Raw genomic sequence first — 18146 nt, forward strand, 5'->3', positions numbered from 1 at the left:
CAGCCGCGTGGGCTCGCGTGGTGCGGCGGCGATGGCCGCTCTGAAGCAAGCCATGGGCTACCGCCGACGAGCAACCGATGGTCCCGGTCAAGCCGCCAGGCGCAAACCCAACACCGCCGCCCATCCACTCGAACGAAACAAGAGAAGACGGATTCCCGCCAGTTAGCCGGTTTTGATCAATTAGTGGCTCGCCACTGACGCTGTTGGGCAGTATGCCGTCCTGGGGCATTGTCGGTTGAAGGAACCGGAGGGGGAACATGGCGATCAGAGTGTTGCCGGTGTCTGCGGAGCAGTCGGAGCTGCTGGACGCGATCATCGCTTTGGGTAACCGGTACACGAAGTATCTGGGGCTGCTGACGCCGCCTGCCTACCGTAAGCATGCTGAGGACGACGGCCTGCTGGTGGCCCTGGATGGCGATGAGGTGGTCGGCTACGCGCTCTTCGGGCTGCCCAAGCGGAGTCTGCATGTGCGGCTGGCTCACTTGTGCGTAGCTGAGGAACACCGAGGTAAGGGCGTCGCTCGTGAGCTGATCGAGGCGATCCGCGCGCGGCACGCTCATCGGCTCGGCATTCGTGCCAAGTGCCGGCGCGACTACGGGCTCAGCGGCATGTGGACAGCGCTGGGCTTTGTTCCCAAGGGTGAGAGCCTGGGGCGGGGTAAGGACAAGGAGACGCTGGACACCTGGTGGTTTGACCTGGGGCACGAGGATCTGTTCGCCGAGGCCCAGAGCGATGCGCTGCTGGTGGTGACGGTCGACCACGGAGTGTTCGCCGGGCTGCGCGGTACGGAAGCAGAACGAGCCGTTGAGGAGTCGCGTGCTCTCACGGCAGGGTGGCTCGCCGACCTGATCGAGCTCGCGTTCACTCCGCAGCTTCTGCACGACGTGCGGGATGTCGAGGAGCATGAGGCACGCAACCATCAGCGTGCGGGGCTCGCCAAACTGCGGTCAGTGTCTCCAGACAGCGCTGCCGTTGCCGTCCGTGTGGAGGAGCTGGCCGCTGCAGCGAGGAAGGAGCTACCTGATGTCCCCCTCGGTGATCGACAACGCGCTCGCTTGCGCTACGTTGCCGAGACGTCGTGTGCCGGGCTCCAGGTGCTGGTGACGCGCGATCCCGCACTGGCGGCTCTTGCCGACATCGCCTGGGACGTCGCACGGGTCAAGGTGGTCTCGTCGGCGGTGGTCACGCTTCATGTGGACGAACTGCGCCAGGCCCAGGTGTACCGTCCAGCAGATCTCATGGGCACTACCTTCTCCGCCGAGGAGATCGCGCCAGGCGGTGAAGGAGAGCTGGTCGCCTTCTTCGACCAGGCCGAGGGTGACCGTGGAACGGCCTTCGCAGAGCGGCTGAAAAATCTCGCCAATGACGGGGTGCTGTGGCGCAGGGAGCTGCTCCGGGACGGAGAGGGGCATCCGGTAGCCCTCTACGTCTGGGCCATGGACGGCCGCACGCTGAACGTCGCGTTCCTTCGGACGGCATCGCACCGGCTGGAGGAGACACTCGCACGGCAACTGCTGTTCATGCTCAAGCGGCTTGGCCGAGAGCGAGGGGCGCAGGCGGTCCGTATCACCGATCCGTTTCTGTCGCCGACAGCGATGACGGCGGCTGGCGCCGACGGCTTCACCGAGGACGAGAGCGGCTTCACCGCACTGCTGGTCGACGTCTGCGGACCTGCCGAGGCCGTCTCGCAGAAGGCTGCGGAGATCGCAGGGCGCATGAGGCGGTCGGCGCCTCGGCTGGATGAATGCGTTTCGCCCCAGATCGCGAGCATGGCCGAGCGGGTGTGGTGGCCGGCCAAATTGACCGACACGGCCCTGCCCTCCTTCATCGCGCCCATCAAACCACGCTGGTCCACGGAGCTCTTCGACGTTCCTGCCATGCTCGTTCCCCGGGACGACGTACTGGGCATCAGTCGCGAGCACGTCTACTACCGCTCGTCCGGACACCGGGGAGAGAGCATTCCCGCCCGGATCATGTGGTACGTCAGTGAGGGGACTTCCGGGCAGCAGGGCAAGATGGTCATCGGCTGCTCGCGCCTCGACGAGGTGGTCATCGATGACCCCGATACCCTCTTCTCGCGATTCGAACACCTGGGCGTATATGGTCATGTCGAAGTGCGTGACGCAGCCGATGGATCGGGCAAGGCCATGGCGTTGAGGTTTTCGGACACGGAGATCTTTCCCGTACAGGTGACGCATGCACGAGTGACCGCGTTGGCCAAGGGGCTGGGGCTACGGTGGGTACCGCCGATGCAGCTGTCGAAGATCAGCAACGTGCTGTTCCAGGCCGTGTACGAAGAGGGGCACCGAAAGACGTGAGTGATCCGGAGCGCGCGATGCTGCTGTCCGTCCACCCTCGGTTCGCCACGGCGATCCTTGCCGGGACCAAGACGGTCGAGGTCCGCCGTCAGCGCGTCGCCGCCCCACCCGGGACTCCCGTACTGCTCTACGCGACCGCGCCCACGATGGCCATCGTGGGCATGGCGCGGATCGCTTCCGTGCATGTGGCCTCCCCGCGGGAGGTTTGGTCGGCCAGTTGCACGAGTGCAGGGATCAGTCGGCGTGAGTACGACGAGTACATGAGTGGAGCGACCCAGGCCAGCGGTCTGTCGCTCGAAGAACCGATTACCTTCGAGGACCCGGTACCGCTGGCCGCGCTGCGAGCCGCGGGATCGTTCCATCCGCCCCAGAGTTACCGATACTTGACCGGCGAAGATCTCCGGAAGGTTGCTGTGGCGGCACCAACGTCCGGGGCGGTCCTTCAGAGTGCGTTGAACCACCTGACGCCAGCTTAGGCGAGTAAGTCGAAGGTGCGGTTAGTGGTCATAGGTGATCAGTGTCCGGGGGCGGACCGGCCCGTGTTGCATCTGTGCCAGATGTAACTGTCAGGGCCAGGATCCGCTTTCTGGCACGGATGAGAACCCCGGCAGGGGTCCTGGCTCCGTGACGCTCGAGGTCGAGCTGGCCTTTGAGGGTGTCCTTTGTCGACTCGATGAGCTTTGAGTAAGTGCTTGTCGGGCAGCAGGGGGAGAGAGTGCGGTAGCTCGGCCGCAGTGGGGTCAGGCTGTGCTCAGTCATGTAGGTGTCGAGGCGCTTGGGTAACGTAGCCCTCGTCGCCGATGTTCGTCTGCCCGGGTGTGTGGTCGACAGATTCTGGCTGGCCGCCACCTGACGTTCACCCCCTTTGGGGGGCAGAGCCCTGACGATCGGCAGCCCGCAGGGGTACAGGAAAGGTGCAGCCGCGAACCTCAGAAGAACGGCGAAGGGCAGCCGGCGGGCCGCAATGTCTGTCAGTTGATCCGACGATTTCCGGGAGCGACTTCGCTTCGGTGCATTCCGACGACGACGGAGCCCGGCCCCCAGGGGGACAGACTTTCGCGTACCAGGTCGATGATGTAGTCCCAGCTGGTGTCGCGCGTGCCGATCCAACCGTCCCTGAGCAAGGTGGTGAAAGTGGTGTTGTTCAGATACCGGGGAACCGAGTCTTCGACTATGCGTTTCCCGCCGGACGGCCCTTCGGACTCTGGGCGTTGAAGCAGCTCCCGGAAGTGCTGTCGTGTGAGATACATGCCGGGTATGAGCGCGGCCGAGTTCATCATGAATGGAATGGTTCGGCACAGCTTGACCATGCTCGGCGTGGTGATCAGGCGCGGGTCACCCAGCAATCCGGAGTTCTGTTCGCTCGTCCGGGCCGATTCGTCCTCAGCCCTACACTGATCGTCCACGACTTTCATCCGTTCCAGCTCCCGCTCACCGGTGCCGTCGTGCCAGTAGACCCAGCGGCGTCCGCTCTGGCGCATGCGCTTGTACTGGACCGTCGCCACGCTGCGCGCGTGCTCGTTGACGTAGATCATGTCGACACCCATGGCGGTCTCGGTGTGTGTCCGATTGGCGTTGTACACGAACAACCGATGGGGGGAGTCAGAGTTCCGGCGATAGATCCGCCAGCCGACCTGCACGGCATCCTCGCCTGCCATGCCGGGAAAGCGCATGTAGTCATGGACGATCTGCTGGTCCTCGATCTGCCGCAGAGTGGGCAGCCCTTCGAGGAAGGGCACGGATCGTGAACGGGGATCGTTCTCGCCGAGCGGCGGCTGCCATGCTTCGAGTGGATCACGGTCGGTGCCGAAAGCCTCGAGCAGGGTGCCTACAGCGTCCTTCTCGAGACTCAGCCGTTCTCCCACCTGTCCAGTCGGAGGATTTGCTCCCAGACTGCTCTCCAGGTCTGCGAGTTTCTCATTCAGTTCCGGCCGTTGACGCCGGACGGCATCCAGCAACTTGTCGCCGGCTACAGGAGGCATGCGGCCGTCGTCGCGGAGATAGCGACGGCTGGCACCCATGGCGCCCTCAAGATCGGCGAGAGGCAGAGGTAACTGGAGTGGCGTGAAGTCACGTGCGATCAATGATCGTTCGTACGTGCCGGACCGTCTGCCGGGGAAGACGCTGCCCACCCCGATGATCCTGCGCCGTTCGTGGTGAGTATGGCGGTCTGTGAAGAAGGCAAGGCACCATACGCGCGGCTTTCTCCAGTCATTGTGGGGGTATGCAAAGGTTCGCTCGCCGCGATGCAGCCACGCTGGGGGGTTTTCGGGGAGTCGTTCCAGCATCAGCGCAGTACTGTGCACTAGAGCGACAGCTACCATTCGAGCTCTCCTGGATCTTGTGGGCCTTTAGGCTCGTGTCGTTGGGAAGGTCCCCGTCTCCGGGGTGTAGTAGCTCGCAACCAGCCATGCGAATGGCGATGATTCATCGTGGTGGTGGCAACCGGGCCGGCACTCGTACGCCCCGCAGAACTGGGCGGCTGAGTCACCCCCGAGGCTCTCCTACTCCAGGGAGGCTCAGCCGCCTGGTGTGTTCATGAAGCGGGCAAACGCATGAGGGGTTCGAGGAACGGGCTCGGACGGCCGTGCCAGAAGATGGCGAGGCTGTCCCGGGACCGGGTGGCCGCGACGAAGAGCAGAGAACGGGCCCGCTGGAGCTCACGCCGGTAGCGGACGACATCGGTGCTCTGCAGGCGGGTGACTGCCTCCCTGGGTACGAGCCCGTCCCGAACCCCCGCGATGACCATGCGCTGGTACTCGAGCCCCTTGAAGCGGAACATCGTGCCGATGTGGATGCCTTCGTCTCCACGGGGGCCTTCGGGACCGATCTCGACGGCCTTGATCCCCTTGTGGGCCAGCAGGGTGTATGCCAGCTCGCTCGCCATGGCGTTGGTCGGAACGCAGACGGCGATCTGCTCGGGCGGTGTCGGCAGGGCGATCCACTCGGCGAGGAGCGAGGCGATCGACTCCTGCTCGGACTCCCAGTCGTCGCAACCGTGCAACTGCGGAAGGCTTCCGGTCAGGACGGACCTGTAACCGGCAAGGTCCTCGGTGCTGCCGTCCAGGTCGTCGAAGCTTTCGCCGCTGAGCACACCGAGTGCGGAGCCGAGGATCTGGCGAGTCGTTCGGTAGCTCAACGTCAGCTTGGCCGATCGTCCACGGATGTGGACCCCGAGGCTTCCCAGCGTGACCTGGTTGCCGTAGATGCGCTGGTGCGTATCGCCCACGAGGAAGATGTCGTTGGCGGCACGCGGCGCCATCGCCCGCAGCAGCTTCCAGTGTGCGGCCCTCAGGTCCTGTGCCTCGTCGACGACGATGTGCTGGAAGCGGTGCCGCAACCAGCCCGCGGAGCCGGCCTGAAGGTGGATGTTGTCAAGACCGCCGGCCTCCTCCCGCTGACGATCGACGTTCTGGATCCGCCGCTCGCGGTCCATCTCCAGTCGGGCCGCACGCTCGGCGACCTGTTCCCAGGTCTGCCGCCCGAGGCGGTCGAGTCGTTGGGTGAACCGCTCTGCGAGCTGCCAGATCTCGGCGCGCTCGGCCCGCGCGATGTTCTTGCCCCGGCCGGCTCGCCGGGCACGGAAGTATTCGGTCCGGGAGACGACGGCCTGGCCCAGGATGACCTGCGACCACTCGTCGTGCAGGAACTGGGCGTCCCACCCGGTTTCGCCCAGCTCGTCGAGCATGGCACGCCACTCACGGAGAGCCTGGCTCTCGTCCAGCGTCTGCTTGGCGCTTCCGGGCTCGGCCTCGCGTACGACGCGCAGCGCGAGCTGGTCGACGTGGCTGATCTCCACGCGCGCCAGCAGCTCCTCGCCGCCCAGCTGGAGCAGCCGGGACCTCAGGTCGGCGGCAAGGTTCTTGTTGTACGTGGTGAGGAGGACGGGCTTGTTACGGCCGGGAGACAGTCGGTCCACCAGGTGCTTGACCCGGTGCAGGGCCACGATGGTCTTGCCGGTGCCCGGCCCGCCCCCCACCCGGGCAGGACCCGAGTAGTCGCGTTCGACGAGCCGGGACTGGGTCGGGTGGAGGAATACCTTCCACCGACCGAAGTCGCCGCCCTCCAGGGCTTCGCGCAGGGCCTCGTCCGTCGTCGTGACCACGGTGGCCGGCCGCTCGGCGGCGGCCCGGAAGTCGTCGGTGTCGACGGGGTCCGGTACGGAGACGGGACTGGTGATCTGCTCCAGCACCGCGTCGTACGACGCACCGTCGTGGAGTGCGAGCAGGACTTCCGAGGTGAGCTGAGGGGCGTACTCCGCCAGACCGAGGAGTTGATCCTCGGTGGTCAGGGTCCGGACAACCGGTACGAGTGGTCCCGCGACGCCGAGGTCGGTGAGCTGCTCGTCGGAGAACGCGGCGAACAGCGGGACGGGGGCGGGTGCGGGCGCCGGGACAGGCTCGGTGGGGGCGGTGGCGGCCCTGGGCGTCGTCGCTCGGCGGAGGACGCTCTCCTCGACGATCTGGAGGTCGACGTACTCGATACCGCCGGTGATCCGGTTGATGCCGTACGAGAGCCGGTCGAGCTTCTCGTACGCCTCCTTGCGGTGCTTGACGGAGACGATGAGCCAGTCGGTATCCGCCAGACGCAGCAGCAGGACCCTGTACTCGTCGTTGATGCGGGCTGACCAGAGCCGGTCGTGGCCTTCCAGCTGCTTCAGCCGCAGGCCCCGGAGCTGCGGGTTCTCCTTGAACTTGTGCTGGAAGTCGTAGATCGCGCCCTTGACCGCACGCGGCAGCCTCAGGATCTCCTTGTCCGCCTTGTCGAGCAGACGCAGGGTCACGCTCGTGGTCGTCATCGCTGCTGGTCTCCGTCGTTCGTGTTCGTATCTTTGCCCTCCGCCGCGGCGAGGAGGTTCTTGATGTCCAGAGCGGTGCAGGAGGCGGCTGTGCGGATCAGCCAGCCTGCCGAGGCGAAGGCCCTGTCCCGGTCCTCTGCATCGTGATCCCGTTCCCCGTCGGCCGGACGGTGGGCCGTCACCACGGCGATCCGGGCGGAGGGCCAGGCGAGTTCGGCCATCCAACCGTGCTCGTCCAGCTCGTAGCCGGCTTCCGGCGGCACCACGCCCAGAGCGCGGAGCCCCTGGCTGAGGGGGAGCAGACCGGGTTCATCGGGGTCGAGGAACTCCAGTACCTGCTCCCAGCCGGTGTCATGAGCGGTGTCGGAGGGCTGGGCCGGCCGAGCCGTGGGGATGAGCGGGTCAGGCTCTTCCGCGAGATCTCCGGCGGGGCTCGCCGTCACCGCGGCCGGCCGCTCGGCCCGCTGGGATTCGAGCCAGCCCGAGCCTCCGGCGACGGCGAGGCCGTCGACGGTGAAGCCTTCCAGCAGGCTGGTCGTCAACTGGACACTGTCACCGCCTCCGTGCTCCAGGAACTGCAGCACATTGCTCCAGTAGAGCCAGCCCTGCCAGCGTCGCTTGTGCCCGGCCTCGTCCGAGAGGGCCCGGTCGCTGTCGTCGAGCAGGGCCAGCGCGGTCCACACCGGCGGCCGGTGCCGACCGTCCGCAGCAGCCGTGACCACGCATCCTGTCGCGTCGACCGCGGAGAGCAGCTGCACCGGCCCCTTGGGCCCCTGAGGGACGCCTCCCCGCAGCGCGGTGAGGAGTTGTTCGCCGACCGCTTGAGGATGCAGTGCGGCGATGCGGGCCCCGGCGCCCAGCAGCCCCGCGACGGCGGCCTCGGCGCGCTGCTGCCACAAGGAAGCGTCCGGGGCACGCAGATGAGAGATCAGAAGGTCCGCCGGATTCACCCAGAGGTTCGCGGACAGCTCGCCCGGCAGACCGCCGTGCACGCCCGCGTAGTAGTCACGAGCACGCTTCTGACCCTGCTCACCGTACGGCACCCAGACCGGGTGCTCAGGCCCCGTGCTCGCGTAGCCCGTGTCACGGACCCGGGTCCGCCAGTCCTTCACGTCGTAGTAGGTGAGCTGGAAGACCCGCACTCCGTCGGCGCGCAGCCGGGTGCGCTTGACGGCGTCGTCGGCCAGCCTGTCCTTGTGCTTCGGCCCGGCATGGAACTCGTATCCGTCGAGGTAGAGCGCGATCCGCGGACCGGGTGCGTCCGTACGTTCGAAAAGGACGTCGGGGCGGGTGCCGTCGAGGACTCGCTGCTGGGAGACCCGCCAGCTGACGGTGGCCCCGTCGACGCCGGTCAGTCGCAGGTCCAGCGAGTACGTTCCGGCCGTGGTCGTGTAGGCGTCCGCGCTGGCCTTGGCCGAGGGCTGCTTCGCCCATTCGCCCAGGGTCTCCAGGAACATGACCTCCAGATCGCTCTCGGCCTGCCGCTCCAGCGGGATCTGGTGGGTGGCCGCGACCGGTGAGGTGGCCCAGTCGCCGCCGTCGGCTCCCAGCAGCTCGTCGAACATCTGCCGGACTTCGTTGCGGCTGACCTTGTCGTAGTCGCCGGCCGGTACGCGGCGCAGCAGACAGCGGTGGCAGCCGTCGAGGCCCTTCTCGATGCACGGGCAGCTGTCGATCACCTCGCGGGCCCTCAACAGCACTTCGCGGAAGCCGTCGGAGGTGGCGAGCCGGTGCAGGTAGCCGGTGCCGCCCGGCAGACGGTCGTAGACGACGAGGAAGCGACGAGGCCATTCCGGGTCGTTGCCGTCGGGCATGGTGGCGGCGGTGATGTCGATGTGGTCCGGGTCGCCGCCGTAGCGTGCGGCGATGCCCACGAACAGGGCGGCGGTGAAGGACGCGAGGCGTTCCTTGACTCGGGCGACCGATGCGGGAAGCAGGATACGGACGGCCTCGGTGGTCAACTCGTGGGCCAGGAGCAGAGGGACGTCCTCCCCCTTCCCCTGGCCTTCCGGGGTGCTCGTACGGACCTTGCGGCGCGGGCACCACAGCTGGTGGTGAGCGCTGGCTCTGGTCGCCGCGGCAAGGGATTCGGTGAGCGCGTCCTGCTGGTGGTCCACGACCGGACGCCCCTCGGAGGTGGCGCCGCCGCAGCTCGTGCAGACGTAGAACGGGTTGATCCGTATGTCGGCCCCGGCGAGGGGCACGGTGCTGCTGCCGTCTTGGCGGTCGAGGCCCAGGTTCAGCGTGCGCACCACAGCCTGGCGGGTGAAGTCGACGCCGAAGACGGCGGTGTCGTGGCGCCAGGAGCCCGTGGCCAGGTGCACGGGGTCGATGTCCACGGTCGTGAGGACGGCGTACCTCTTGCTGTCGCGCTCGTCCTTGTCGTCGCGGACCCGGGCGTCGTCCCGCTTGTCGCGCGACATGACCCGCTTCGGTTCGAGAATGCGCTGGACACAGCCGGCGTCGGCGATCTCCCGGCCGCCGCACCGGCGGCAGGGCGAGGCATCGGCCTGGGCGTTCTCCGTACGGACGTAGCCGCAGGCGGGGCACAGCCGCCACACCGACCAGGCACGACGCTCCGGACTACCGATGTCCAGGGCCCGGACGACGTGCTTGTAGCCGTTGACGTAGAAGCTGTTTCCGGGCGCAAGCTCGGACAGCGCGGACCGGCGTGAGCGCTCGTAGTCCCGGACCTCGCTGTGGTAGCTCTTCTTGGCCCCTTCGGTCTCGGGTTGCTCGGTCCAGTAGAGGGTGGCCTCCAGCTGCGTGGTGGTGTCCGAGAGGGTGTAGTTGGGCAGGAGACCGAGCTCGACGAGAGCCCCGTGGGCACTCGTCTGGTTCAGGTCGCGCAGCAGGTTGCCCGTCGCGTAGCGCTCGGCGCGCAACTCGCGCCATTCGCGTTCCTGCTCGGGATCGCTGCGCACGAGCTGGTCCATCGCCGCGTCGATGGCGTGGATACGGCGCCGGAGTTCCTCACCGCGGCCGGTCCATTCCTCCTCGGCCTCCTGGAGTGCACGCACGATGCCACCGCGCGCGTACGCACGCAACTCCCCGGCGGCCTGGTCGGAGACCCCGGTGTCCGGCCGGCCCGGGAGGGAGGGAAAGAGGCCCAGGAACGATTCGACGAGCACGGCGCCATGGGCGAGGGCCGCGTCCGCGAGCTCCTGGCACCAGGCCGTGCTGCCGAACAGCGCCGACACCAGCCGCGGCGCGGGCTGCAGCGGCTCATCGTCGCTCGTCGTGAGCCGGCCCCGGGCCGCGAGGTCGAGAAGGTGTGCCGTGTACTGGCGGCGCAGGATCTCCACCGCGGAGAGGTAGCAGCCGGGCGGCACGATGTCCCCGGCGATCATCTCCCGCGGCTCGTCGAGGTAGTACAGATCGCGGGCCCGGCGGCCGCCGAAGGCCACCACCAGGGCGTTGCCCGTCTTTCGGCCCGCGCGGCCCGCTCGCTGCACGTAGTTGGCGGGACCCTTTGGAAGTGATCCCAGCAGGACGGCGGACAGGTCTCCGATGTCGATGCCGAGTTCCAGAGTCGGAGTGCAGGACAGCACGTTCGGGTCGGTGTAGTGGGTGCCGTCGCGGAAGGCCCGCTCCACGCGCTCCCGCTGGGGCCGGGTGAGCATGCCGGTGTGTTCGGCCGTGACGACCCGGAAGGTGCCACCCGTCCGGTACAGGTGCCGGTAGTAGTCATCGCGGTAGTCGCGCGGCCGGGGGCCGCCGAAGCTGGTGGAACCGGAGGACAGCACCGTGGCCTGACCCGGTTGTGGCGCGGTGATCTGCCCACGGCACCGGTACCGAGGACAGGGATGGCCGTACCAGCGGGTCCGCCGGGAGGGATGGACCACCTGCTGCCAGCCGCACGCCTCACAGGTGACGAAGGCCTTGTTGACGATGTCGTCCTCTAGCAGCCGCACCTCGACATGGCCGGGCTGCAGGCCGTAGACCTTCGTCGTCCGGTCCTGTGCCGTCCGCACCGCGAGGAGCCCCTCGTCGACGAGGATGGGCAGCAGCCTGCGGAGATACTCGGCCGCCCCGGGGGCGTCGAGGCCCAGGCACCGGCGCGCCCAGTCCTGGTACCAGCCGGCGCGGGCTGTCGTCGAGTCGAAGTCGGACCTGCCCTTGTCACCGTCGAGCAGGAAGCGCGGCGCGGCCACACTGTCGGGGAACGCCGGCATGCCGTCGGGCCGGCCGCCCCAGATCTTGAACCGGGTCACCCCGGAGTCCTTCATCCACGGCTCCAGCCAACGGTGCCGGACCCCGCCGCGCAGTCGGACCCGCTCCAGCAGCCCGCGGACGAAGGCCAGATAGCGCTCGGCCGTCGGCAGCCCGGTGCCGAGCAGCTGACCGGGCAGGGCCATGTGTATGTCGCGGGCGAGCATGGTGATCCGGTGCTGGTCCTCGATGACGACCTCGGCGGCCGCCGTCCGTGTCAGCTCCAGGGTGCGGCCCTGCCGGGAACGGAGCCCGAACTCCATGACGGTGGCGAAGGCGAGCCGCTCTCCGATGAGCTTCCAGGTCCGCAGGTCGCCCGTGCCCCGCCCGGAGAGCAGGCGGTCCACGCCCGGCTCGTCGTACAGATCGGGCGGGACGACGGCCGCGAGGGCCTGCGGATCCTCGACGGAGTCGAGCACGTTCCCGATCAGGTCGTTGAGAGCCGACGGCTTGCCGGACTCGTCCAGGTTGCGGGCGAGGAGCGAGCGCAACGAGAACGTGAACGACCGGTTCGCCACATAACCCGCGCGGTGGGCGGCGTCCTGGGTCGAGTCGTTGAACAGGAGGGTCTTGCGCTCCTCGGCTTCGAGCGCGACTTCCTGACCGGTGAACAGCTGGGTCACCGTCGCGGCCGCCAGGGCGGCCGGCCGAGTGCCGAGGAAGCGCATCGCGTTGTCGGTGTCGCAGGCGGGGCAGCGCTGATCGACAGCGGCTCGGTCGGCGGTCTTCTTCTCGGTGATCGCCAGGACGAAACTGGCGTCCTGTAGATTCCCGGCGTCCTGGGCGACCGGCAGCCGGTACGTACCCTGAGCACCGTCCAGGATCAGCGTCGGCGACTGTCCGCCTCCCGTCGCGGGCCGGGACTGGGTGACCGCCGCCAGCGTGTCCTCCTGTTCCGCGGCCGTGGCGGCGATGAAATAGCGGACCCGCCGCTTCTCCCGCCCCACACTGGCGCGCCAGATCTTGTCGTGGGCCATCACCAGCTGCTGGGGATCAGCCTCCGGGGAGATGGCCGCCCAGCCGGAGCGGCCGCAGTTGCGGCAGTACACGGCGGGCAGCCTTATGCTCGCCTGCCGTACGGCGGTGTCCGCGCCGATCGCCGACTGCGCGCGATGCGAGCGCGCCACGTGCCCGATCTGACCGGCTTCGGGCTCCTCGTCGCCATCAGGGGGCGTCGCGGGCAGGACGGAGCGCCGAGCGCGATCGTCCTCGTACCAGTGGAACTCTGGCTTGCCGGGGCCGACTCCACGCACGATCCGGCCGACCGGCCGGACCCACAGGTGGGTCTCCACGTGAAGCAAGGGCCGAGGGCGGCGCTCGTCCGACTCCGGATCGTGGGCGGCCGACAGCAGGGCGACGAAGCGCGCGAGCGCGGCGAGAGCGAGGCGGGGGTTCTCCCGGGCGGTCCGGCCCCAGGTGTACCCGAACCGGCCGAGGCGGTCGCGGAGTTCCCATTCGCTCAGCGGGTCCCCGTCGAGAAGGGACAGCACCCCCTGAGTGAAGTCGTGCTGCTTGAGCAGCCGTCCGATCTCGAAGGCGGACAGGCCCTGCTGTCCCAGCATCCGTGCAGCCAGGGCGTTGAGATCGAGCTTGTCCGGACGGGACACCACATCGGGGCCGCCCGAGCAGGCGATGACCTCCTCGGGCGAAGGCGGTTCGGGCAGCCCGTAGTTCACCGGTCCGGTGAACTGCTCGGGCGTCATCCGTTCCTCGCCCACCAGCGCGTCCGGGGAGAACGGCATCCCGAAGACCTGCGCCGCCACCTCCAGGATGGAGCCGGGGCCGGCCCCGGGACCGGCCTCACCGAGGGTCGCCGAGGTCGCCACCGGGCAGATCGAACCGAGCGGACGTCCGGGCTCGCTCTGGCCCGTGGTCGTCGCCAGGCGGCGCAGCAGCATGGCGACGTCCGTGCCCTGCGCCCCGTCGTAGGTGTGGAACTCGTCCAGCACCACGTACTGGATTCGGGAGTCCTGCCACAGTGCGCGGTCCTCGGTCCGCTGGAGCAGCAGATCGAGCATCTTGTAGTTCGTGATGAGCAGGTCGGGCGGCGCCTGCCGCATCTCCTCGCGCCGCGTCATCACCCGGCGGAAGTCCGTGTCCGGCCGGTCGCCGATGTAGAGCCCCGCCGTCACCTGGGCCAGGTCCGGCTGCGCGAGATAGTCGCCGATGCGGCTTGCCTGATCGGTGGCGAGCGCGTTCATCGGATAGAGCAGCACGGCCTTGACTCCGCGTCGGCCGAGGGCCTTCTCACGGCGGCAGTGGTCGAGGACGGAGACGAGGAACGACTCGGTCTTCCCGGAACCCGTCCCCGTCGTGACCAGCGTCGGCAGGGCAGGCCCGTGGAGCGTGCTCAGCCGCTCGTACGCTTTCGCCTGATGCCGGTACGGTGTGAATCCCGGGTTCCACTCCAGGTGCTTCTCCCAGCCGGTATCGGCCTTGTGGAAGGGAGTCCTGATCCGCAGATAGGGACCGCGGAACATCCCGGTCTCGGGATGCTCGAGGAACCGCTCCAGCGCCCGCCGCGTGTCCTCGTCGGTGAGCGCGTACGTCGTCGTGAGGTACTGGGTGAGACTGCCCCGCAGCTGCGCGGCGGCCAGCGTGGGCCTCACGACGTTCTCCTTCGCTTCGTGCCAGGTCGGTGAGCTGCGTCAACGGTATACGGAGCCGCCGACATCGCTCCGGGCAATGACTGATCGCGAATGATTCCGGCCAGTGACTGGCCAGTGGCCGTCGAATGCACCGTTCGGCGGCGGCGGACTCACGTACAGTCTCCGGACCTGTGGGGCGATGTTGGGGGAGCGGTGAACATGACCGGTGCGGGGCGTCCTTATCCCGTCGAGGAGCTTCTGACGGCGGTGCGCGCCGAGATCCTCACCGAACGGCGGAGCGACGCCGACGGCGCTGTGAAAGTCGCCCTGTCCAAGGGGCGGCTCCTCTCGCAATCAGGAGGGACGCGCGAGTATCTCTTCGAGTGCCGCACCTGGCAGGACGGCCTGGACGGTGTTCCCGTCCTCGCCCGACCGTCACGTTCCCGGAAGGCCTGGGATCCGGCCGAGGCCTCGCGTGCTCCTGACGGGACCGTACGGCTCGTGACGAAAGCCGATCTCGGGGCGGCGCCCGCGAACATCCAGATCCGCAAGGACGACTCCGCGAACTGGGCCGCGCTGGCCGAGCGCCTGGAGACGGCCGGCAGCCAGGACAGCCCCGTCGACGCGGACCACGCGGGCTGGCTGGTCGGCCGGGGCACCCCGCGCACCGGCCGTGCCGAGAACCCGGGACAGTGGGTGGCGAACTGGGCGGGGCTCCAGCTGAACCCGCGTCAGCGCGACGCCGTCGCACAGGCCCTCGCCAGTGAGGTGCTGTTCCTGTGGGGGCCGCCCGGCACCGGGAAGACGGATGTCGTCGGCCACATCGTCGAGGGCAGTTTCCGCCAAGGACTCAAGGTCCTCTTCCTGGCCCCCACGAACGTTGCGGTGGACCAGGCCCTTGAGCGGATGTGCTCCCTGCTGGAGCACGAGGAGGGCTTCGCCGAGGGGATCGTCCAGCGGGCCGGGAGTATCGTCCTGCCGTCGCTGCGCAGCCGCTACGGAGACCAGGTCGACCCGGCCCGGATCGCCGCCCTGCTCGTGGAGAGCATCGACCGGCAGATCAGCACGGCGGCCGACCAGCTCAAGGGCGCGAGGGCGGCGCTGGCCCTGCACGACCGTGTCCGGGACCTGGAGTCGGACCTGGCCACCAGCACAGAGGAGATGGCTGAGGCCGGCCGCGACCACGCCGCAGCGGCGAGGACGGTGGCGGCCGCGGACACCCTGGCCGCGCAGCTGCGGCTGAAGATGGAGAAAGTGGGGCCACCGACCGGATTCCTCGCGGAGCGCAGAGTGGCGAAGCTGCGCGACCTCCGGTCCGCCCTGGCGCACGAGGAGGACGAGGCGACGCGGGCCAGGGAGGACGTCGCGCGCGCGGCCCGTCGCCACACGGCGGGCGAGAAGCAGGCGGCCGAAGCCCGACGCGCCCTCCCCGCGGCCTGCGCTGCCGTCGTGGGGATCCCGCCCAGGCAGAACGTCGTCGAGTCCGCTGCCTCTCTCCAGGAGCGACTTGACGAACTCGGGCGGAAACGCAAGCGCATCCAGGACGAGGTTCGCTCCCATTGCCGAGTGCTCGGAGCGACCGTGGCCAAGGCCGTCCAGTCGAGGAAGCTGCTCGACGAGGTCGATGTCGTGGTGATCGACGAGGCCGGGATGGTCAACCTGCCCTCTGCCTGGTTCGCCGCCGGACTCGCCCGCAAGAGGGTGATCGTGGCGGGCGACTTCCGACAGCTGCCCGCCGTGACCAAGGGCGACGGCGACCGGGAGGCCAGCGAGGAGGAGCGCGCCCACTCCCGCGAGTGGACGGCGCGGGACGCCTTCCACGCCGCAGGCCTGGTCGATCCTTCCGGCCGGGTACGCCAGGACCCTCGCCTGGTGGCGCTCGACACCCAGTACCGGATGCGGGAGCCGATCTGCGCGGTCGTCAACGAGGTGGCGTATCCGGACGCCCCGCTCAGGACCGGGCGCGGAAACACCAGCCGTCTGCCGTTCGCCCCGCTCATCGACTCCCCAGTGATCCTGGTCGACACGTCCGGCCGCCGGATCCCCGGCGGCGGCCGCACACCCCACAAGTCGAACGCCGTCCACGCCGCGGTCATCCACGAACTGGTCCGAGGGCTCCAGTACGAGGGAATCCTGCCCGGCCGCAAGTGGCAGGAGGTCCCCGAAGGGGAGCGGGCGACCGACCGGCTCGCCGTCATCTCCCCGTACCGGGAGCAGGTCAAGGCCCTCAAGAGCAGCCTGGCCCACCGTTTCGGGGAGGACTACGACGGCCTGGTCGACACCGTCCACCGGTTCCAGGGCAGCCAGCGCCCCGTCGTGCTCCTCGACACGGTGGCGGGCGCCGGCAAGGATCCCGGCTTCTTCTACGGCGGAACGGGGCTGTCCTCGCAGACCTGCCGCCTCCTCAACGTCGCTCTCAGCCGGGCCCAGGACCACCTGGTCGTCGTGGCGGACGTCGCCTTCCTGCGCAAGCACCTGGCCCCGCACAGCGAGGCACTGGCGATGGTCGCCCATCTGGAGGCGCACGCGCAGACCATCTCCGCCGACCAGCTGATCCCGATCCTCGACGCGGACCAGTTGGCCGCCATGTCGGCGGAGGAACTGGCCCGCCCGGCCTTCTTCGAGCACAGCGAGGTCCTAGAGGCGGTGGCGTGGGACGTGGAGCGAGCGCAGCGCAGCATCGAGCTGTATTCGGCGTTCATGGACGCGCCTCCGGTCCGACGGTGGGCCCGGATGCTCGGGCCGAAGGTGGCTGCCGGGCTCCAGGTCACGGTCTTCACCCGCCCGCCGGAGGAGCAGCAGGAACCCTCCCGCGTGGCGCGGTGCCGGGAGCTCGTCGGACAGCTGGAGGCCGTCGGCTGTCGGGTCGAGTACCGCGACCGCATGCACGAGAAGGTCCTCATCCTGGACGGTGCGGTCCTGTGGCACGGCTCGAAGAACCTGCTCGCGAACATCGGGCCGACGGACCTGATGATGCGCTACACCGACCCCGCCTCCTGCGACCGCGTACGGCGGCTGATGGAGCGCACTCGCATGGAACGCCCTGCGCGCGCACCGTGGCGCCCCACCGGAGAGACCGCTCCGGTGTCCGAGGCGCCTGCCCAGCGAGCCGAGGCGCCGGCAGACAAGGTGTACCCGGGGCTGGTACGGGACGGCCGGCTGTACCTCAAGGTCTCGTACGAGGAGAGGAACGAGGCCAAGCGCCTGCTCCGGGCCCAGTGGGACAAGAAGGCCCGGCACTGGTGGGTCGACGCGGACCGGATCACCCGGGAACAGGCGGCGCGCTGGCTGCCGTAGTCGCTGCTACCGGGCGCTGCGCGGTACCCCGGCCGTCAGGCGCTTGCGGCCGACGTACCCCACACGGATCCTGCCCCCCTCCGTGATCAGCCGGAAGTGGATACGGCCCTGGTGCGGCTGGTACCGGACATGGGGACTGAACAGCCGCTTCACGCCGTCGAGATCGGTGAAGTCGCACAGCCCCATATTGATGCGGGTGTCGCTCTCGGGAACGACCTTGACCGCCCACGAGGGCTCCGACTCTCCGGGCTTCCAGTTCTCCGCCGCGGTGTTGAGCCGCACGAGCTCGGCCCGTACGTTCGCCACGGCCACGCCCGGCAGCTCCCGCAGGTTCTGCTCCACCCCCGGAACGAACTGGAGGTAGGGAAACAAGGTGTCGCGTTCCTCCCACAGCTGCGCGCCGCTGGTGGTGGCGGAGGCGGCGGTGGTGCGTATCCAGTCCTCGTGCTCACGGACGTGTTCGTCCTCGGAGGCGTGACGGACATGCGCGCTGTCCGTGGTGAGGCCGTCGTCGTCGAGGACCTCGTAGTCGACCCTGAGCCAGGGGGCCGCCCAGCGGGGACCCGTGGGCAGGCTGACGGCCAGCATCTTCATCAGGTGGGCGGCGGCCAGGCCGAGGACCGGTTCGCCGTCGTGCCGGTACTCGCTCTCCTGGTCCTCCGGCGGCTTGGGAAGCACACCTGAGAGAGGCGCCTTCCTCAGCAGTGTCTTCCGCATGAACTGCCAGGCGTCGTGGTTCGCGGGCTCGTTGCGCCACTGCTGGAGGTAGTAGCCAGGAGCGATCTCCACGTCCTCCAGCCGGACCTCGCTCACCAGCGTCGTCCCGCGATGGATCCGCCATACCGCCTGGCAGACCTTGATGAAGTCGAGCATGGCCTGCCGGGCCTCGTCCTGCGTCGCGTCCGAGACGCAGGACCTCTCGTTGAAGAACAT

The 18146-nt window shown here is 68.6% G+C and carries 7 protein-coding genes; 3 read left to right on the forward strand and 4 right to left on the reverse strand.

Annotated elements, in window-relative coordinates:
- Positions 1-257: 257 nt before the first annotated feature.
- Positions 258-2318, forward strand: coding sequence for a GNAT family N-acetyltransferase (locus GA0115254_RS33225; protein ID WP_093898978.1), 2061 nt, complete (start codon positions 258-260; stop codon positions 2316-2318).
- Positions 2315-2794 carry an ASCH domain-containing protein gene (locus GA0115254_RS33230; protein ID WP_256102898.1) on the forward strand — a complete coding sequence of 160 codons (480 nt, stop codon included), beginning with the start codon at positions 2315-2317 and terminating at the stop codon, positions 2792-2794. The genes GA0115254_RS33225 and GA0115254_RS33230 overlap by 4 nt, the downstream gene beginning before the upstream one ends.
- Before the next feature lie 495 nt (positions 2795-3289).
- Here the strand turns inward: GA0115254_RS33230 and GA0115254_RS33235 are convergent, their stop codons facing one another.
- The 3 genes from GA0115254_RS33235 to GA0115254_RS33245 form a co-directional block, all read right to left on the reverse strand.
- A complete protein-coding gene (locus GA0115254_RS33235; RefSeq protein WP_141720956.1) occupies positions 3290-4450 on the reverse strand; it encodes a hypothetical protein in 1161 nt (386 codons plus the stop codon).
- Positions 4451-4854: 404 nt separating this feature from the next.
- Positions 4855-7116, reverse strand: a complete 2262-nt coding sequence (locus GA0115254_RS33240; RefSeq protein ID WP_093898981.1) for a UvrD-helicase domain-containing protein — start codon at positions 7114-7116, stop codon at positions 4855-4857.
- Complete coding sequence (locus GA0115254_RS33245) at positions 7113-13937, reverse strand: DEAD/DEAH box helicase (RefSeq protein WP_093898982.1); 6825 nt, start codon at positions 13935-13937, stop codon at positions 7113-7115. The genes GA0115254_RS33240 and GA0115254_RS33245 overlap by 4 nt, the downstream gene beginning before the upstream one ends.
- A 198-nt stretch (positions 13938-14135) precedes the next feature.
- Between GA0115254_RS33245 and GA0115254_RS33250 the strand changes: the two genes are divergently transcribed.
- Positions 14136-17213, forward strand: a complete 3078-nt coding sequence (locus GA0115254_RS33250; protein WP_093898983.1) for an AAA domain-containing protein — start codon at positions 14136-14138, stop codon at positions 17211-17213.
- A 6-nt stretch (positions 17214-17219) separates the two neighbouring features.
- On the opposite strand, the gene GA0115254_RS33255 is transcribed toward GA0115254_RS33250, so the two are convergent.
- The gene (locus GA0115254_RS33255) at positions 17220-18146 is read right to left on the reverse strand and encodes a hypothetical protein (RefSeq protein WP_141720957.1); all 927 of its coding nucleotides are present in this window, start codon (positions 18144-18146) and stop codon (positions 17220-17222) included.

Source organism: Streptomyces sp. Ncost-T10-10d (genome assembly GCF_900091955.1).
In the GTDB taxonomy this organism is placed as follows: domain Bacteria; phylum Actinomycetota; class Actinomycetes; order Streptomycetales; family Streptomycetaceae; genus Streptomyces.